Below are 18,578 nucleotides of genomic sequence, written 5' to 3'. Positions count from 1 at the left end.
TCAGCGACCCGGCCCGCGCACGCCGAGGTACGCCCGCGCGACCACCCTCGCGAGCGCCGCGAAGAAGACGTCGTCGTCCCCGCCGTCGGAGTCCCGCCGCTCCTCGACGACCTCGCCGGGGCCGATCACCCGCGTCCCCGGGACGGCGGCCACCTCGGCCGCCAGCCCCGAGCGGGACCGCCGGGCCCCCTCCCGCTCGCCGTCCCAGCCCGTCGCGGTCGGCGACGGGCACAGCGCGACCACGCAGGGCGAACCGGTGCGGGACCGCAGCGCCGCCACGGCCCGCGCCAGCCCGGACACGCGTCGACGGGACGGACCGATCCCGTCGGGCGCCGCCAGACGCGGTGGGGGGCCGTCGACCCGGCGGTCCGGCCGGCGCGCGAAGACGGTGAGCAGCGGCGTGCCACGCAGCGGGTCCTCCTGCGGATCGACGAGGACGTCGAATCCACGACTCCGCAACGACGCGGCGACGACGGAGGCGTCCCCGTCGTGGACCTCCATGACCACCTGCCGGATGCGGCCCCAGTGCCGGTCCTCGATCCCGCCGAGGACCGGGACCTCGGAACCCTCCGTGTCGACCTTCAGCAGATCGACCCGATCGACACCCGTCTCGTCGAGCACGGCGGACAGGGACGTGGTGGGGACGTCGTGGACGCTGGACACCAAGCGGTCCCGCGACAGCCGGTCGACGATCGGACCGATGTCGACCGAGCTGGACCCCACCCGCGCGCGGACGGCGTTCTCGACGACCGTGCGGATGGTCCGCGCGTCGCGCCGCGCGTCCGCGTCGAAGCCGGAGAAGACCGTCGAGTTGCGGTAGAAGGTGAAGGGCAGGACCTGGTCCCTGTCGGAGATCCCGTGGTTGAAGACCTGGCTGCCGGGGCAGTGCCGCGCGCAGTTCTCCCGCAACGCGGCGAAGGCCGGCGCGGCGGGCTCGAACGCGTACACCCGGACGTCGGGACAGCACTGGTGCGCGAACAGGGTGAACATGCCGATGTTGGCGCCGACGTCGAAGACGGTGTCGCCCGGGCGCAGGGTGACGCCGTGCCGGAGGTAGGCGTTGCGGACGAAGATCTCGTCGTAGAGGTACTCGGTCTCGTAGTCGTGCAGGTGCAGGATCTCGCCGACCCCGGGCAGGGAGAACCGCCTCCCGGGCGCCTCCTCCTCACCGGCCCTCCCGTCCTCCTCACCGCCCGGGCCGACGAGCAGGACACCGCTGTCACCGCGACGGGAGTCGAGGGGACCGCCGGGGGCGGTCAGCTCGGACACCGTCCCGGGCTCGGGGTGGACCACGACCCGCACCGCGACGCCGGCCGCCGCCAGCTCCGCTTCGAGTCGCGCGGCGAGCGGAGCGGCGGGGAACGTGGACGCCACGGCCAGCGTCGGCACCCGCGCCCGGTCGGGGTCCACGGTGGTGCCGCGCCGGGTGGCGAGTCCGGAGCGGAGCGGGCGCAGCCGGGCACCGGTGACCTCGATGACCCGCCGCCCGTCGGGGCCCAGCAGGACGGCGTCGCCGACGACCACGTCACCGCCGTCACCGCCGCCCCGCACCCGCGCGTACACCTGGTCGCCGTCCGCCGGCGCACCGTGGAACGACACCCGATCACAGCCGACCCACACGAAGGCCCCGCCGTCCAGGCCAGCCGACGCCACGACCTGGATCGCGGCGTCGAGGAACATCGGACCGGCCCACCAGGAAGGCACCTCGGCGGCGCCGTGCCAAGCACCGACCGCCGCGACCGCCTCGCCGCCCCGCCGCCACAGGTGCCTGACCAGCTGGAAGGCCGGCCCGTAGTCGTTGCCGGCCGCGCGGAGGCCCGAGTAGAACCCGTCGCCGGCCGTGCCACCCCCCATGCCCCGCAGGCAGCTCGGACGACCGGCGACGTCGAGCGGACGCGTTGTCCCGCCTCGTGCCGCGCACCGGACAGTGGCGTGGGTCCAACGCCTCCCGCTCCCACTCGTCACCGACGCGGTGTGACCGCCGTCCTGGTCGGACGTCAGCGCGGTCCGGAGGCGCCGGGCACCGACCCGGGGGAGGGGGCACACCCGCTCGAAGCGGACGTCGACCAGCGCCGACGGCCGATCACCCGTCGCGGCGGCCACGGCGGCCGAGGCCATCTCGACGACGGCCGCGCCAGGCAGGACCACCGCCCCGCCCACCCGGTGGTCGGCGAGGAACGGGAACGCGTCGGCGGAGAGGTCGACCGTCCACGCGCCGCACTCGGCGGAAGCCTCGACGCGGCTCGGGTGCCCCAGCAGCGGCCCACCCGGCGTCATCGGGGCGACACCGCCCCCGCCGGGCACGGCGTCACTCGATCCATGGAACGCCTTCCTCGTCGGAGAGCACCGCACCGGCGGTGTCCGGTCGCCGGATCATCGAGAGCAGGTCGGCGACGGTCGGAGGATCGTCGAGCAGCGGGTCGACGGGGAGCTCGACGCCGAACTCGTCGTAGACCCGCGCCACGAGTTGCACGAACTCCAGCGACCCCCCACCCAGCGCGCGGAAGTTCCCGTCGATCCCGTCCGGTGGCAACTGGAGGATCTCCGTCCAGATCCGGACCACGGCGCGCTCGTCGTCCGGCACGGTGTCGGCGGGAACGGTGTCGGCCCACAGCTCGGCACCGAGGGCCTCGCGGATCCCGTCGGCCGTCGTCAACCCTGGTGGCATGTCCCCGGGGTCGTCCCAGAACCACGGGAGGCCCACCGGTGCCCTGGCCTCCGGTGCGGGCTTCGGTCCGGGCGGGGCGAGCGGGGCTCCGGTCGGCGGCGCACCGTCCGGGTCGAACCGGACGTGGGCGGCGGCCGACGCCCCGAGGACGTAGCCGGAGCAACCGGTGTCCGGGTGCGGAACGGCGACCTCGGACAGGAACCGCCGCGCCGGCAGGTTCCGGGGGGTGTCCGCGAAGCTGAGACGCACCTCGTCGAGGCCACGGGCGAGCGCCACCTCACCGAGGTGCGCGAGCATGCGGTGTTCGACCCCGCGCCCCAGCGCCCGGCAGCTGAGCAGGAAACCGGTGACCGAAAGGACCGTGCCCTCGGTCGAGAACAGCATCAGACCCACCGTGCCGTAGCCGCCGAACCGGTCACGGACGTCGACGACCCGACCGCCGGTCGGGCACGCGGTCAGCTCGGCAGCGCCCCACCGCCGCCCGCTGAGGGTGAACTGGGTGGTGCGGCGGGTCAACTCGAGCATGCGGGGGAGGTCAGCCGGCCCTGGCGGTCGGATCGTCACCTCGAGGCCCAGGCGGTCGAGGAAGTCGGCCAGGGACGTGGCCGAGCGGTCCCGCAGCTCCCGGCGCCGGTCGTCCTGCCGGTACCACTCGGTCCGGCGGCTCCCCTCGGCCGTGGGCCGACCGATGTCCAACGGCCAGCAGTGCCGCAGCGTCCGCAGCGCCCCCTCGGCCTCCGGTGGGAGGCCGACGGTGCGGACCTCCGGGTGGCGCGCGCGGACCTCGGCGCACTCCACCCGGCTGTCGTCGACGAACACGACCGTGTCCAGCCCCAGACCGAGGTCCGCCGCCAGCTCGGCGACCGTCACCGACTTCGGTGACCAGTCGGCTCGGACGCGCACGAAGTCGTCCCGCCGGAGCACCATCCCCGGGACGGTGGTGAACGCGCGTTCGACGTCGCGCCGGTCGTTCTTGCTGCACAGGCACAGCAAGCGGCCGGCCCGCCGTTGCTCGACCAGGAACCGGTGCACTTCCCGCCGAGCGGGTCCGACCTCCACACCGGACACGCCGTCCTCGCCCAGGACGCCGTCCCACAGCGTGCCGTCGCCATCCACGACCAGCACCTTCGGCTCCACCACGCGGCCGAGGTACCACCGCCGCACCAGCGTCGTCCCCAGGGCGGCGAAGAACTCCGGCGTGTAGGGGATGTGCCCCAACTCGTCGGTGAGACCGTCGTCCACCCGGGACACCCGGTACCGGTCGAGGACCTCGTCCCGCCCGACGTGGGTGACGTTCTCCGCTCGAGGACAGCGTCGGAACAGCACCTCCTCGGCCACGGTCAACGACCGCGCCCGCGCCGGATCGGCCAGGGCCGGGGGCGACGTTGGGCAGCTGACGACGAGGAACGCGCTGTCCGGCGCGTGGCGGGCGGCCGCGTCGACCGCCGCGCCCAACTCCTCGGCGACAACCCCGGCCGCCTCGTCGTCGCCGGCGGGGAGGAAGTCCTCCCACCGGACCAGGACCGCCACCACCTCCGGGCACCTCCCGGAGCGCACCAGCTGGAGTTCCTGGAACACCTGGCCATAGGCGCCCCACGCCAGCTCGACATCGACCCCGAGCCGCCGGCCCCAGAACTCCAGCGCCGTGCGCACCGGGGTGGCCGTGAACGACGAGACCACCAGCATCCGCAGCGCGTCGTCCCCGGCCGCGCCACCACCGGGCACCGGTTCAGCCATCGCCGGGCCTTCCCGACGCGGCCACCGTGAACCGCCAGGTGGGGCCCCAGTCGCTCCAACAACCCCAGTGGTTGCGCGACCGGACCCGCCAGTAGTAGGTGACGCCGCGGCGCAGGAAGCTGCGGGCCACCTTCCACCGGGATTCCGCCGCGAAGACCAGGCGGTCGAAGTTCGGCGAGACCGGCAGGAGGAAGTCCGGCCGAGTGCTGACCACGACGTGGTGGTCGGCGACCTCGTCCGGCACCGCGTTCACCCAGGTGAGCTCGGTCAACTCCGGCAGTGCCACGACGGCACCGTCCGGCGGCCAGCTCGCCTCGACCGGCGCGGCCGGCGGCGCCGACTCCGTGCTCTCGTTCCACCCGTGCGAGACGCGCAACCGAATCCCCCCGCGTTGCCCGCCCACCCCGTCCGTCCGGACCGCGACCTCGTTGCGGCCGACCGACAACGCCGGCAGCGCCGTCTGGCTCATCTGGAGATCCGACTCGAGCCGCACCGACTGGAGACCGACGGCGTCTGGCCGTTCCAACGTTGCGAAGGTGAAACGCACGTAGTAGGAGTAGATCGCCGGCGAGGTCAGCGGATCCAACACCGGGCTGACGTCCGCCGCGACGTCGAGGACACCTCGCCCCTCGCCCACCCAGACACGTTCCCAGGAGGCGCCGACGCAGACGTCCACCTCGCAGTACCCCTCGGTGCCCAGGACGAACCGGCCCAGCACCCTGCCACCGACGATCGGGTAGGGGCTCTCCACCTTCCACGTCACCGACGCGGGTTGACCGGCCAGGACGGCGCACAGCCCCTGGAACCGCGCGCCCGGGGACGACATCGCGGTGTTGACCTCCTGCACGATGCCGTCCCGGTACACCCGGTCGCGCAACGGGGGCGAGTACCGCAACAGGCCGTTGGCCAACCGGTAGGGCACCCCCGGGGCCCGACGCGGGTTCCTGCCGTACCGGTACCTGCCCACGTGCCGCCAGCGGTAGACCAGTTCCTCACCCGGCCGCAGGCGCAGGTCCATCCGGTGCGTCCACTGCTCCACCGGGACCTGGTACGGGGGGAAGTGCTCCCGGTAGAGCAGGATGAACGCACCCTTGCAGTCCCGCGCCGCGAAACCGTGGGCGTGGGTGCGCAGGACCAGCGCCGGATCCCGGTGGATGTCCTCGTAGGAGGCCACGGTCTCGTTGTCCCGGCGGAGGAAGAAGGTACGCGCCTCGGGATCGAAGTAGTGGTAGGAGCCGTCGTACTCGATCTCCGCGCCCCCGTGCTGGTCGTAGGGGCCCTCCAGGGGAGCCGCGGCGAGCAGCCGGGCTGGCAGCCCGGCCCGGCGGGCCATGATGACCAGGTTGGCCGCGGAGAGGATGCACCCGCTCGGGTAGTAGCAGTTCACGGCCTTGATCGGATCGGCGCGTTCCCGGAACGTGTTGGAACCCGGTGCCGCGTCGGGGTCGGGAACGACCTCGTCCACCCGCAGGTCGTTGTTGTGGGCCTGCACGTCGATCCGGCTGAAGAACCGGAACAGCGCGAACGCCTTCTCGCGATCACTCATGCCGGGCCGCAGGATCGAGTCGAGGAGGTCCTCGGCGGTGTGCCACTGACGTCTGCCGTTGATGACCACGCGGGGGTTGACGACGTCGGTGCCCCCGATGTTCTCCAGCCGCAGGAACCGGTCGGGCTGGAACCTCGGCGCCTCCATCATGGTCTTCTCGTTGTTCGTCGTGACGTAGGCGGCGGAGTTGAAACCGTCGAGCGTCCCACCGAGGGTGATCTCGTACTCCGTGACGGGCGTCGTGACGGTCCGGACGGCGACCTGGTCGGCGGCCGGCTCCCCGCCGTGCTGGGAGGGGGCCACGACCGGACCGGCGTCGAGCTTCCCACCAGAGGTCATCCGTCCTCCGTCCGTTGCCTCGTCCACCCGTCCGAACCGGGCCGCTGGAAGCGCGCGGTCGCGCTGGGTGGTCAGGCGACCACAGGCTACGTTCGTCGAAGGCCACGCTCCCCGTCAAGACGCGGGCGAGATCCGCGAGGGGAGGGCCGCCCGTCCCCTGCTCCCTCCGGACCAGGCCACGCCGCCCCTCCCGGCCCCGCCGGCCCGGCGGGCCGCGCTTGTCCCGACCGGGCACTCGGCCGACCGGGCACCAGCCGAGGGGGCGATCGCGCCATATCGCCGAAGGACCGTCGGGCACGGCCCTCGCCAACCGGGCACTGGTTGACGACCCGGTGCCGGACGGCGCCGGTGCTACCGTCGCGGTCGTGGACGACGACGCTCCCACGGAACTGTTGTTGATTCGCCACGCCCGCCCCCAGCGCGCGGCGGCCGACCAGGGCGTGACCGACCCCGCCCTCACCGAACTCGGGACCCGCCAGGCGGAGCTGATGGCCGAGGCGCTCGCGGAACACCCGATCTCGGTGATCTACTCCAGCCCGCTGCGGCGCGCCGTCGACACCGCCCGGCCGCTGGCCGACCGGCTCCGACTGCCCATCACCACCAGGGACGACCTCGCCGAATTCGACTTCGGACACGACGGTGCCCCGACCGCCGCCGGCGCCGTCGAACCCCGGTGGCGGGCGTGGGCTCGTCGCCTCGCCACCCAACGAGACGACCCGGACCTCGCCGCCTTCCGGCTCCGCGTGGCGGCGGCCATGACGGCGATCGCCAGGGAACACCCCTCGGCCTCCGTCGCCGTCGTCTGCCACACCGGCGTGATCAACGCCTACGTCGCCGCCGTCCGGGGCACCGAGGACACCTTCGTCCACCGGCTGGGGCACACCTCGGTCAGCCGCGTGCTCGTACCCCGGCTCGGAACACCCGTCGTCCGCACGGTGAACGAGGCGGACCACCTCCCTCCCCGGCGGGACCACGCCGGAGCGGGAACCGGCCCTCCCGATCAGGGCGCCGAGGACACCGGGGCGGCGGGAGCCGGGGCGAACAGCCCCTGACGGTCCCGGGCGTGGAGGCGTTCCCGCATCGTCCCCGTCCAGACCAGGCCGCGCCCACCCTTGGCCCGCGCGCTCGCCAACCAGCCCTCCGAGACGGCACCGGCCACCCCGAGTTCCTCGGCCATCGACGTGCCGAAGGTGCGGTCGGTGTGCACCAGGACCCAGCCCAGCAGGGCCCCCAGGTCGTAGCGGACCACCACCTCCGGAAGCCCCGACAGGATGTCGGCGTGGTCGGCGCGCCACAGCCGCAGCAGGTCCGCGAACTTCAGGAGCCGGTCGTTCCCCCGCTCGACACTCGCCTCGAACCAGGACTCGCGGAACAGGTGCAGCGCGGTGAACAGGAACTGGAACCGGGGCGCCAGCGTGGGCAGTTCCACCTCACCCGCGAGGGCGCGGACCGGCACCAGGACGCCCAGGACATCGTCCATGTCCACCTGGTGGTCGCTGGCGGCCCACGTCAGGGAGTTCGCGAAGTCCACGGCGATGACGCCGCCGTCCTCGTCCACCCTGAGGTAGTGCGGCAGGTGGTCGGGGCTCAACCGGTAGGTCAGCTGGATGTCCCTGGGCAGCGGCGCGATCCGGTGTTCCCGCCAGTCGTAGAGACCGTTCACGTAGCCGGCCTCGGTCATGATCCGCGACACCACCTCCCGGTGCCTGGGGTGGATCATGAGGTCGACATCCGACATCCGCCGGCACCCGCGACCGCCGTACACGGTCGGTTCGAGAGCCGCGCCCTTGGTCACCGCCACCGGAACGCCCGCCTCCCCGAGCGCACGGCACACCGACCCGGCCACCCGTGCCAGGGTCGCGTTCCGGCGCCGGCTCGCCATCAGCGCGCCCACGAGTTCGGACCGCAGCGAGGGTTGGACGAGGTCCGCGACCTCCTCATCCCGCAACGAGTCCGCGAGGACCGGCAACAGGCGGTGGCGCATCGCCTGCTCCACGAGCTCGCCCCCGTGGACACCCCCGCGCAGCAGGCGGAGGAACATCGCGCGCCGATGCCCCTCCAAGGGGCCGGGGCACAGGAGTTCCAGCAACGCCCATTCCGGACCCAGGTCCAGCGTGGGAAACCACGGGGCACGCGCCATCGTCGTCATCTCCTCGGACGCCTGAACGGAATTCGCGGCACATCCGCCTCAGGACCGGTAGCGGGATGGTGGGGAACGCTCGCGATGAGTCGACCGGCGACCCTAAGTGATCTCGCGGTGACTGTCAATGAAGGATTCGCCGGAGGGTTGACCAGCGCACGTCGTCCCCAACCCGCCTGCCCCGCGAGTGGGGAAACCTGCGAGTAGGTGCGCTCGCCACTGGCCGAACGCACCACGAGGAACATTCCTCCTCCGACCGGCGAGCCCACTGAGCGACCCACGGAGAACGCCCGAACCAAGGCGGGCGAGATCACGAATGGGGAACTCCGCACCGGCGAACCGGACCCCCGCCCCGGACTCCCGACGCCGCCACCACGGCAGGCGTCCCGTCCGACGGTGCCCTGAACCCCGAACGGACCGGGACAAGGCCACGGCGGGCACCATCCCCGCGCCCGCTCCGGCGTCGAGCCCGCTGTCCGCGCCACCCCCGCATCGCGAGCCCGTCCCGTCACCGCACAGTCGAACCTCCCTGGACACGGACGATCCGCCGAAGCCGCCGAACCGGTCGCCCCTCCCACCCGGCGGCGGGGAGGCTTCCGGCCGCGACCGCCCCGCCAGGGGAACAGCCACCCCCAAGAGACCCCACGACCGGGGGCCGACCCCCTCGAAAAGCCGGTACCGTCCACCCGGTGACCGTGACTGGGCAGGACACCGGCCCGCTGCACACCCTCGTCGACACCGCGGCGGCGCGGTGGCCGACCGCCAGCGCCGTGCACGACGTGGACGGCACGTGGACCTACGCCGAGCTGGCGGCGGCCAGCCGCGAGTACGCGGACCACCTGGTCCGCTCGGGAGCACGCCCCGGGGACCGGGTCGCGATCAGGGCCAGCGCGCGGGCGTGGGTACTCGCCGCCCTCTACGCGTGCTCCCGAGCCGGCGTCGCCGCCGTGCTCCTCAACCCGGAGGCCCCACCCCAGCGACTCGAGCGGATCACCTCCGACGCGGAGCCGACACTGGTCCTGACCGAGCCTCCCCCCACCACCGGTGGCCCGCGCCGACCACCCACGCCGCCCCGCGCCCCGGACCCCGACACCGCCGCCATCCTGCTCTACACCTCCGGGAGCACGTCCGAACCGAAGGCCGTCGTCTGCCCCCACCGCGCGGTCATGTTCGCCGTGCGCGCGATCGGCAGCACCCTCGGGTACCGAGCGGACGACGTCATCCTGTGCCGGCTGCCGTTGTCCTTCGACTACGGCCTCTACCAGGCACTCCTGGCCGCCCGGGTGGGCGCGGCGGTGGTGCTGCGCGGGCCAGGCGACGACGCCGGCCTGCTCGCGACCATCCGCCGCCACGAGGTCACCGTCGTCCCGGTCGTGCCCCCGCTGGCCGCCGTGCTCACCCGGCTCGGCCGGCGCGCCCCCGCGCCCAGCGTTCGCCTGCTGACCAACACGGGCCAGGAGCTGACCCCGACGGGCATCGAGGACCTCCGGCGGACCTTCCCGACCGCCGCCGTGCGACTGATGTACGGCATCACCGAATGCAAACGGGTCACCATCGCCGAGGCCGACAGCGACCTGGTCCGGCCCGGTTCGCTCGGAACCCCGCTACCCGGGACGTCGGTGTCGATCCTGGACCCGGCTGGCCGGCCGGTGCCGGCCGGGACCGAGGGTGAGATCGTCGTCTCCGGGCCGCACGTCATGGCCGGCTACTGGCGTGACGAATCGCTGACCACGAGGACGTTCGGCCGGGACCCGCGCACGGGAGAACGCCTCCTGCGCACCGGCGACCACGGCCGTCTCGACAGCGACGGCCACCTGTACTTCCACGGCCGCCGGGACGACATCTTCAAGCAACGCGGCGTGCGCACCAGCGCCGCCGAGATCGAGGCGGCGGCGCGTCAGGTCCCCGAGGTCACCGACGCCGTGGTGGTGCCCCCGGCGGGCGGCCGGGACGCGGTCCTGTTCGCCGTGACGGAGCTGGGGAGCCACCAGGTCCTGCGGGAACTGCGGCGGTTCCTCGAAGCCGCCAAGGTACCCGCCACGTGCCGCACCCTCCCGGCGTTCCCGGTGGCCGGCACCGGCAAGACCGACCGCGCGGCCCTCCGCGCCCTGGCGGCCGAACGGGAGACCGCCTGCGACACCTGACCCCGCCGCCCCAGGCGAGCACCGTTCCCGAACGTCACGAGGACACCCTGGCGTCGTCTGGCTCGCACTCGGATCCGCCGCGTCGAGCGGGCCGAGGAGACCGGCCTCGCTTGGCCGAGATCGACGGGCGAGTCCGTGCGCGCGGCAGGGCTTCCCGGGAGGAGCGCGGAGGTACCAGCACGGGCTGCCGAACCGCCCGACGACGGCCGGCGGAGCGGCTGCTCGAGCACGCGGTCGACCGCCGAACAGGTGCCGCCACCGGACACCGCCTACCGCCGACGCCAAGCGGCCCCTGACCAGAACATGCTGGTCAGGGGCCGTATCGCCCGGCGAAAGGCGAGTGCCCCCGGTGCGACTCGAACGCACACTGGACGGATTTTGAGTCCGCTGCCTCTGCCGATTGGGCTACGGGGGCGTTGCTGCCCTTACTCTAGCCAACCGCGCTCACCGGGACGCAACGGGTCCCCGTTGCCGGGGCCAGCCACCGCCCGGCCCCGGCGGTCGACGCGGAACCGCTGTTCACGGTGCTCCAGCTCGACGGCGGAGCGCCGGGACGCGGTGAGCCACGCTCCGGCCGCTCGGATCGTGATCCGGCGGCGCTGGCCAAGGTCAGGACGTCGGGAGGAGGTACGCGGCGCGGCGGTGGCGGCCCGCATCCCGGGAGGCGGACCGGCTCGCGTCGCGGGGACGTGGCGACCGGGGGCGTGGCCCGGCCTCACCACGACACCCGCAGCTCGGTCGGCCCCCGCATCACCAGCCCCCGCCGCCACGGCACCTCCTCGGCCGGGCCGGCCAGCCGCAGGGTCGGGAACCGTCTGACGAGTTCGCCGAGGGCGATCTGCAGCTCCACCTTCGCCAGCTGCGCGCCGATGCAGTGGTGGGGCCCGTGGCCGAACGCGACGTGCGGGTTGTGCCGCCGAGTCAGGTCCAGGCGCTCCGGGGCCTCGAACACCCGCTCGTCCCGGTTCGCCGCCGACGTCGAGGTGAACACCGCCTCTCCTGCCCTCACCAGCCCGCCCGCGATCTCCACGTCCACCTTCGCCACCCTGGGCAGCGTGACGCCGTTGACCAGTGGCACGAACCGCAACAGTTCGTCCACCGCCCGGGGGATGAGTTCGGGCTGGTCGACCAGCTGTTCCCAGCGCGAGCGATCCGAGAGCAACAGGAAGCAGGAGTTGCCTATCTGGTTGGCCGTCGTCTCGTGGCCCGCGATCAGCAGGACGAGCGCGAACATGACCAGTTCGTCCTCGGAGAGCCGGTCCGCCTCGCCCGGCACGGTGGTGTCCCTGGCCGCCACCAGATCCGCCAGGAGATCGTCGTGGCGGTGGACGCGATGCCGTTCCACCAGGTGGGCGAAGTACGCCTTCATCTCCGCGAGCGACGCCGCCGCCTGCTCGGCGGTGTACGCGGTGGTCGAGAGGACGGCGTCCGACCACGGGAGGAAGTTCGCCCGGTCCTCGTAGGGAACCCCGAGGATCTCGCAGATCACCTGCACCGGGAACGGGAGGCCCAGCGCCGTGACGAGGTCGGCGGGCGGCCCCGTGCGCTCCACCGCGTCCAGGAGGTCCGAGGCGATCCTGGTGGCCCGGGGGCGGAACGACTCCAGGCGGGCGGGGCTGAACGCCGGTGCCGCCAACCGGCGGAGCCGGCTGTGGTCCGGTGGGTCCAGGCCGGCGATCGTGTCGTCCGGCCTGCCCACGGCGGTCATCCGGGGAACCGAGTCGCCGGCGGCGGCCGCCGCGCTGAACCGGGGGTCGGCCAGGACGGTGCGCACGTCCTCGTAGCGGGTGACCAACCAGCCCTCACCGCCGAAGGGCATGCGGATCCTGGCGAGCGGTCGTTCGCGGCGGAGCCGCCCGAAGAGCGGGTCGATCTCGATCCCGTCGATCTCGGACAGGCCGAAGACCATGTCCGTGGTCGTGTCCGTCATCTCTCGTCCGTTCGTCGATCAACAGGGTCCGTGCGCCCGCCACTCGCGGGTGCGCCGTCGGATCGGAGGTCCGCTCCAACGCGTCTCCCCGGGACGTCCGGGCTGGGCGCCCCCGGTGGACCGGGGGCGGGACCGATCCGGTCCAGCACGCCTCGCGGTCGCCCGTGGGCCGCGCGGCCCGCCGCCTCGCCCGCCTGCCACGAGGCGCGGACCGCAGGTCGTGCCCGGGCCTGGCGCACCTCCCCGCCAGGGGCGGGGCGGGGCACCTCGGGCGGCGGGACACCCGGGACCACCGGGCCGACCAGCGCCCGGGGTGGATCCGGGGCGGGGGCGCGAGCATCGCGGCAGGGTCCTGGCCCACCGTCCCGGCCGCCCGCGGTATCACCACGTGACGCGCAGCTCGACCGGCCCCCGCATGACCAACCCACTCCGCCACCTGACCTCCTCGGGCGGGTCCGCCAACCGCAGCGCGGGGAACGTGCGCAGCAGTTCGCCCAGGGCGATCCGCAGTTCCATCCTGGCGAGGTGCGCGCCAAGGCAGTAGTGCGGTCCGTAGCCGAAGGCCAGGTGCGGATTGCGCTGGCGGAGCAGGTCGAGCTCATCGGCCCTGTCGAAGAACCGCTCGTCCCGGTTGGCCGCCGCCGTCGAGGCGAACACCGCCTCGCCCGCCCGGATGACACCCCCCGCCACCTCGACGTCCTCCGTCGCGACGCGGGGGAGGATCACCCCGTTGACGAGCGGCACGTAGCGGAGCAGCTCCTCCACTGCCTTGGGGAGCAGTTCGGGACGCCGCTGGAGGAGCTCCCACCGGTGGCGGTCCCGCAGCAGGAGGAAGCAGGAGTCCCCGATCTGGTTCACGGACGTCTCGTGACCGGCGATCAGCAGCACCGAGGCGAACATCACCAGTTCGTCCTCGCTGAGCTGGTCGCTCTCCCCGGGGCCGGGTGTGGCGTCGCGGGCGGCGACGAGGTCGGCGAGCAGGTCGTCGTGCGGGGCGCGTCGGCGTTCGGCGATGAGGTGGCGGAAGTACTCCTTCATCTCCTCCAACGCCACGACGGCCTCCTCGGGGGAGTGCGCCGTCGTGGCCAGGATCGTGTCGGACCAGGGCAGGAACCGCGCGCGGTCCTCGTAGGGGACGCCGAGCATCTCGCAGATGACCAGCACCGGGAACGGGAGCGCCAACCCCTGCACGACGTCTCCGGGTGGCCCGGCCTCGCGCAGCGCGTCGAGCAGCTCGGTGGCGATCCGCACTGCCTGGGGGCGGAAGGACTCGAGGCGGGACACGGTGAAGGCCGGGGTGGCGAGTCGGCGCAACCGCGTGTGCTCGGGCGGATCGAGCCCAGCGAGGGTGTCGACCGGTTTCCCCACCGCCGTCATGCGGGGAACGTTGTCGTTGGCCGCCGCCACCGCGCTGAAGCGGGGGTCCGACAGCACCAGCTTCACGTCCTCGTACCGGGTGACCAACCAGCCCTCGTCCCCGTAGAGCAGTTTGATCCGGCTCAGCGGCCGTTCACGTCGGGCCATCGCGAAGTGGGGGTCGATCTCGAGGGCGTCCATCTCCTCGAGGAAGCACACCCCCGACGCGTCTTCCTGACTCATCGTCTCGTCTCCTGGTCGGAACGGATGCGGAGGAACGTCGCGGTGCTCACCACGAGACGGCGAGCGCGGTCGGCCCGCGCGCCACCAGACCGGTGCGCCAGGGCACGTCGTCCCTGGGCGTGGCCAGCCGCAGCGAGGGGAGCACCCGGATCAGCTCGGTCAGTGCCACCTGGAGTTCGAGGCGGGCGAGGTGCGCCCCGAGGCAGTAGTGGGGCCCGTGCCCGAAGGCCACGTGCTGGTTGTGGACCCGGGTCGGGTCGAAGGTGTCGGGGTCGTCGAAGATCCGCTCGTCGCGGTTCGCCGAGGGGATGGAGACGAACACCGCCTCACCGGCCCGGATCGTGCCGCCCGCGACCTCGACGTCGCTGACCGCCACCCTGGGCAGCGTCACCCCGTTGATCAGCGGCACGAACCGCAGCAACTCCTCCACGGCCCGGGTGACGAGTCGCGGGTGCGCCACCAGCTGCTCCCACCGGGAACGCCGTTCCAACAGCAGGAAGCAGGAAGCGCCGATCTGGTTGATCGAGGTCTCGTAACCGGCGATGAGCAGCAGGACCGCGAACATCACCAGCTCCTCCTCGCTGAGCTGGTCGGACCCTCCCGGCTCCGGCGTGGCGTCGCGGGCGGCGACGAGGTCGGCGAGCAGGTCGTCGTACGGGGCGCGTCGGCGTTCGGCGATGAGGTGGCGGAAGTACTCCTTCATCTCCTCCAACGCCTGGGCTGATTCGGCGCCGCTGAGCCCTGTCGTGGAGAGCACGGCCTCCGACCAGGGCACGAAGCGGGAGTGGTCCTCGTAGGGAACGCCGAGGACCGTGCAGATCAACCGGACGGGGAACGGGAGGGCGAAGTGCCGTACGAAGTCGGCGGGTCGCCCGGCGTCCACCAACTCGGTCAGGGTGTCCACGGCGATACGGGTGGCCAGCGGCCGGAAGGTCGCGATGCGGCTCGCCCGGAACGTGGGCGCGGCGAGCCGGCGGAGCCGGGTGTGTTCCGGTGGGTCGAGGCCGGCGATGGTCTCCGGGGGCCGGCCCGCCACCACCGTCATCCGGGGTACCTGGTCGCTGGCGGCGGCGGCCGCGCTGAACGCCGGGTGGGTCATCACGGTGCGCACGTCCTGGTAACGGCTGACCAGCCAGCCCTCCCCGCCGTGGGGGAGCCGGATCCGGCTCAGCGGGTGCTCCCGCCGGAACAGCGCGAACAGCGGATCGCTGTCGAGGGCCGGGACCTCGTTGAGGGTGAAGACCGGACCGGTCGGGTCCGGTGAGCGCGGGACACCCTCCACCTCGGCTCCGCCCGCCAGGGAGCCCTCCGAGCTCACCGTCGCCCGGCCACGAGGTAGGTGAACGGGTACTCGAAGTAGGAGCCGTCGGGCAGCCGCATGGTGGAACGTCCCGTCAGTTCCTCGGCGGCCACCACCGTCCAGCCGGTGTCCTCGTACAGGGCTCGCAGGCTCGGCGAGTCCAGCTCCGTCGGCCGCAGGCCGCTGCGGGCGACCGCGGCCATCCCCGGTGGCGGGGCGGCGAACTTCCCGAGCATCTCCTCCACGGCGTCGGAGAAGGCCGGGGTGATCTCGATGTCGAAGACCCGCCCCCCTCGGCCGGTGAGCGTCGCCAGTGTCGTCAGGGCGGCGGGCCAGTCGGCCGGGTCCATCGCGTGCAGCACCCCGCGCAGGTGGACGTTGGCCTCACCGACCGTGGCGCGCAACCTCGCCGCGGCCTCCACGTCGGTGGCGTCGAGGACGTCGAACGACAGACCGGGACGGGCCCGGCCGCGCGCGGCGGCGATCGCCGCCGGGGAGACGTCCACGCCCACGACCACCGGGTAGTGCCTGGCGAGGTGGTCGGTCAGGAGACCGTCGCCGCACCCGAGGTCGACCAGGGGGAGCTCGGGAGCGAGGTGGTCGAGCATGACGGGGAGGTAGGGAGCCATCTCGGCACCCGAACCGAAGTGCCAGGGCGGGCTGGGAGTGCCGGCGTCGCTGGTGACGTCCCGCCAGTAACGTTCCCAGTTGACCCCGTTGTTTCGGCCGGAATCCAGAATCACGTGCGGTCTCCTCGTGCGGAACGGTGCGCGCTGATCGCGGCCGCCGGAACGGGCCACGGGGAAGCAGGTGGCGCGGGCCCGGTTTTCTGTGGTGGGTGCTGGTGCGTCCACGAACCGGGTGGTCAGGAATGGCGACATCGGAAACGCGGAGTCGTGGGCCGGTGGTGGAATCCATGACGTGAACCGCTGAATAGAGATATACCAACGTCGGTGACCCGTCGGCAAGAACGAGTGGGTGGCAGGGTGGCTGTTTCCCCCATCCGAGTAGGGTGAATTGGCTGATGGGCGGGTGGTCGCTCGCCCGGTGCGCTTCGTGAACCCGGCCTCGCTGATCGGGTGAACGGCCGTTCCTGACTCCTGGGATGACGTGTTCCGCGTCGTTTTCCGCGCGGTCGTGGGGTTCGGGATAATCCTGAACGGGGGGCTTTCCGCTCCGTCGGTTGGAGCAGTGCGGGAGGTCGTGTCGGCACGGTCGGTGAGAGCCGTCCACCGGGCGGGACGCTTCCGTCGCCCGAATTCCGGAATCGGAGCTCGAGGAGACCACGGAGCCCCCGCCGGGGAATAGCATTCCGGTATGCACACCGACCGGCAGCTGGTGGCGGACGAGTACTACGGGACCACCAGGATCCTGCGGGCACGCCAACGCCTTTTCGACTTCCAGCGTCCTCGGTTCGACCTCCACGACGACGTCGCCTCCGTGGTCGCCACCGCGCCGGGACCCGTCATCGACGTGGGGTGCGGGAACGGTCTGCTGCGCGCCCGGCTCGCCGCCCGCAGACCCGACCTGGACCTCTTCGGTGTCGATGTCTCCACCGGCATGGCGCCCGACGTGGTCGGGGACGTCCAGGCGTTCCCGGTCGCCGACGGCGCGGCCGGCGCCGTGGTGGCCATGCACATGCTCTACCACGTGCCCGACATCGTGACGGCGGTCCGGGAGATGGCCCGAGCCCTGCGGCCCGACGGCATCGCGGTGGCCACCACCAACGACTCCACCTCGCTGACCGAGCTGTACACGCTGGCCGACCACGCGTTCGCCGACGTCGGCGGCGGGCCCGTCCCGCCTCGGCCGGACGCGCGGTTCGGCCTGCACCACGCGCACCTCCTGGCGGCCGCCTTCGGGGAGGTGGCGGTACGGCGACGCGCGTACACGGTCGTCTGCGACGAGCTCGAACCCCTGCTCGGGTACCTGGACTCCCTGCGTCCCGCGTGGCGACACCTGCTCCCGGCCGACGCTGTCTGGGAGGACTTCCTCACCGCCGCGGAGGGCAGGCTGCGAGCCGTCCTCGCGGGCGGGCACTTCACCGACCACGGCGAGGCCGGCATGATCATCGGGCGGTTGCCCCGCCGGGCCGGGTGAGCGTCCGCGAACGCCCTCCCGGCCGGTGGCGTCGACTACCGGCGAACCACCTCGATGACGCACTCGCTGTCGGGGCGGACCCCGTGCCGGGCGCGTAGCAGCAATCCGGCTCGGTCGAGGAGAGCCGAGTACTCGTGTTCGGTGCGTTGACGTCCGCCGCACATCGCCGCCATCCACACGTCCAACGCGGGGATCACCGGGGTGCGGTCCCAAGCCGAGGGAACGAAGCCGATCACCAGCAGCCGGGCGCCCTCCCGCAGCACGGGGACGAGCGATCGGAGCAGGGAGACCGCGTCCTCGTCGTCGAGGCACGGCAGCACGTGGCACAACAGGTAGACGTCCCCGTCCTGGGGGAGGACCTCGCCGTCGGGCAGGCGGCAGCGGGAACGCACCCCCGACCGCCGCAGCTCCTCGGCGACCTGCTCCCGAGCCGCCGTGGGCACGCCGACCAGCGTCCCCACGAGGTGCGGTTGGGCGGCGAGCAGCGCCGTGAGGAGGCGCGCGCCCCCCGCGCCCACGTCGACCACGTGGCGCGCTGAGGGGAGATCCACCGAGGCCGGGACGAGTTCCGCGGCGACGCTGGCCCCCATCGCCCGCCCCACCGCGCCGGCCAGGGCCGGCGCCTGCGCGAGGTGGTCGAACACGGACGAGCCGTGCACCGCCGCGAAGGCGGACTCCCCGGTGCGCAGGGTGTGCTCGGCGGCGGACCACGCGGCCAACACCGGGGCCGTGTTCGCCAGTTCGAGGAGACCACCCAGCGACCCCGGCCCCTCGGCCAGCAGTTCTCCCGTGTCCGACAGGGCGAAGTGGTGTGGTGGGTCCTCCACGAACACACCAGCCGCCTCTCCGGCGCGCAGGAACCGCGACAGCGTCGCCGGATCGGTCCCGGTCCGGTGGGCGAGTTCGTCGACGGAGGGCCGGTCCCTGGCCATCTCCCGGACGACGCCCGCCCTGACCAGAGCGGCGAGTGCCTGTCCCAGGCATCCCGCGGCGAAGAACCGGGCGAGCCGCAACGCCGCGGACGAGTCGGGAACCTGGGCTGGGCACGGGCGGGGGGATGCGGTCACCTCGAACT

The 18,578-nt window shown here is 73.0% G+C and carries 12 protein-coding genes and 1 tRNA gene; 3 read left to right on the top strand and 10 right to left on the bottom strand.

Annotated features, from left to right (window positions below; genetic code table 11):
* The 3 genes from ACOJVX_RS13895 to ACOJVX_RS13885 are packed head-to-tail and all read right to left on the bottom strand — an operon-like array spanning position 1 to position 6,290.
* Positions 1 to 2,277, bottom strand: coding sequence for an FkbM family methyltransferase (locus ACOJVX_RS13895; protein ID WP_422646814.1), 2,277 nt, complete (start codon positions 2,275 to 2,277; stop codon positions 1 to 3).
* A 31-nt stretch (positions 2,278 to 2,308) separates the two neighbouring features.
* Positions 2,309 to 4,405: an HAD-IIIC family phosphatase gene (locus ACOJVX_RS13890; protein WP_418153062.1), complete on the bottom strand. Its 2,097-nt coding sequence runs from the start codon at positions 4,403 to 4,405 to the stop codon at positions 2,309 to 2,311.
* Positions 4,398 to 6,290, bottom strand: coding sequence for a hypothetical protein (locus ACOJVX_RS13885; protein WP_422646813.1), 1,893 nt, complete (start codon positions 6,288 to 6,290; stop codon positions 4,398 to 4,400). The genes ACOJVX_RS13890 and ACOJVX_RS13885 overlap by 8 nt, the downstream gene beginning before the upstream one ends.
* A 365-nt stretch (positions 6,291 to 6,655) precedes the next feature.
* On the opposite strand from ACOJVX_RS13885, the gene ACOJVX_RS13880 reads away from it, so the two are divergent.
* Positions 6,656 to 7,342 carry a histidine phosphatase family protein gene (locus ACOJVX_RS13880; RefSeq protein ID WP_162147287.1) on the top strand — a complete coding sequence of 229 codons (687 nt, stop codon included), beginning with the start codon at positions 6,656 to 6,658 and terminating at the stop codon, positions 7,340 to 7,342.
* On the opposite strand, the gene ACOJVX_RS13875 is transcribed toward ACOJVX_RS13880, so the two are convergent.
* Entirely contained in the window at positions 7,291 to 8,430 is a 1,140-nt protein-coding gene (locus tag ACOJVX_RS13875; protein ID WP_422646812.1) for a nucleotidyltransferase family protein, read from the bottom strand. The genes ACOJVX_RS13880 and ACOJVX_RS13875 overlap by 52 nt on opposite strands.
* Positions 8,431 to 9,119: 689 nt before the next feature.
* On the opposite strand from ACOJVX_RS13875, the gene ACOJVX_RS13870 reads away from it, so the two are divergent.
* Positions 9,120 to 10,574, top strand: coding sequence for a class I adenylate-forming enzyme family protein (locus tag ACOJVX_RS13870; RefSeq protein ID WP_422646811.1), 1,455 nt, complete (start codon positions 9,120 to 9,122; stop codon positions 10,572 to 10,574).
* Positions 10,575 to 10,915: 341 nt separating this feature from the next.
* Here ACOJVX_RS13870 and ACOJVX_RS13865 read toward each other — a convergent pair.
* From ACOJVX_RS13865 to ACOJVX_RS13845, 5 genes are all read right to left on the bottom strand, one after another.
* Positions 10,916 to 10,989, bottom strand: a tRNA-Leu gene (locus tag ACOJVX_RS13865).
* Between the two features lie 300 nt (positions 10,990 to 11,289).
* A complete protein-coding gene (locus ACOJVX_RS13860; protein WP_422646810.1) occupies positions 11,290 to 12,504 on the bottom strand; it encodes a cytochrome P450 in 1,215 nt (404 codons plus the stop codon).
* Positions 12,505 to 12,885: 381 nt separating this feature from the next.
* Positions 12,886 to 14,103 carry a cytochrome P450 gene (locus tag ACOJVX_RS13855; RefSeq protein WP_026418129.1) on the bottom strand — a complete coding sequence of 406 codons (1,218 nt, stop codon included), beginning with the start codon at positions 14,101 to 14,103 and terminating at the stop codon, positions 12,886 to 12,888.
* A gap of 46 nt (positions 14,104 to 14,149) precedes the next feature.
* Complete coding sequence (locus tag ACOJVX_RS13850; RefSeq protein WP_026418128.1) at positions 14,150 to 15,385, bottom strand: cytochrome P450; 1,236 nt, start codon at positions 15,383 to 15,385, stop codon at positions 14,150 to 14,152.
* Positions 15,386 to 15,417: 32 nt separating this feature from the next.
* On the bottom strand, positions 15,418 to 16,146 hold the full coding sequence (locus tag ACOJVX_RS13845) for a methyltransferase domain-containing protein (RefSeq protein WP_422646809.1): 729 nt from the start codon (positions 16,144 to 16,146) through the stop codon (positions 15,418 to 15,420).
* A gap of 574 nt (positions 16,147 to 16,720) precedes the next feature.
* Here ACOJVX_RS13845 and ACOJVX_RS13840 point away from each other — a divergent pair.
* Entirely contained in the window at positions 16,721 to 17,503 is a 783-nt protein-coding gene (locus tag ACOJVX_RS13840) for a class I SAM-dependent methyltransferase (RefSeq protein ID WP_051713412.1), read from the top strand.
* 35 nt (positions 17,504 to 17,538) lie between these two features.
* On the opposite strand, the gene ACOJVX_RS13835 is transcribed toward ACOJVX_RS13840, so the two are convergent.
* Positions 17,539 to 18,570 carry a methyltransferase gene (locus ACOJVX_RS13835; protein WP_418153077.1) on the bottom strand — a complete coding sequence of 344 codons (1,032 nt, stop codon included), beginning with the start codon at positions 18,568 to 18,570 and terminating at the stop codon, positions 17,539 to 17,541.
* Positions 18,571 to 18,578 lie beyond the last annotated feature (8 nt).

It is taken from the genome of Actinoalloteichus caeruleus (assembly GCF_049311605.1).
GTDB classification, from domain to species: Bacteria; Actinomycetota; Actinomycetes; order Mycobacteriales; family Pseudonocardiaceae; genus Actinoalloteichus_B; species Actinoalloteichus_B caeruleus.
This window is presented reverse-complemented; position numbering and strand designations above follow the sequence as displayed.

Excerpts from the sequence above, each read along its gene's own strand:
- ACOJVX_RS13895 (WP_422646814.1), bottom strand. The coding sequence starts at position 2,277 with ATGACGCCGGGTGGGCCGCTGCTGGGGCACCCGAGCCGCGTCGAGGCT.
- ACOJVX_RS13890 (WP_418153062.1), bottom strand. The coding sequence starts at position 4,405 with ATGGCTGAACCGGTGCCCGGTGGTGGCGCGGCCGGGGACGACGCGCTG.
- ACOJVX_RS13840 (WP_051713412.1), top strand. The coding sequence starts at position 16,721 with ATGCACACCGACCGGCAGCTGGTGGCGGACGAGTACTACGGGACCACC.
- ACOJVX_RS13855 (WP_026418129.1), bottom strand. The coding sequence starts at position 14,103 with ATGAGTCAGGAAGACGCGTCGGGGGTGTGCTTCCTCGAGGAGATGGAC.
- ACOJVX_RS13885 (WP_422646813.1), bottom strand. The coding sequence starts at position 6,290 with ATGACCTCTGGTGGGAAGCTCGACGCCGGTCCGGTCGTGGCCCCCTCC.
- ACOJVX_RS13860 (WP_422646810.1), bottom strand. The coding sequence starts at position 12,504 with ATGACGGACACGACCACGGACATGGTCTTCGGCCTGTCCGAGATCGAC.
- ACOJVX_RS13875 (WP_422646812.1), bottom strand. The coding sequence starts at position 8,430 with ATGGCGCGTGCCCCGTGGTTTCCCACGCTGGACCTGGGTCCGGAATGG.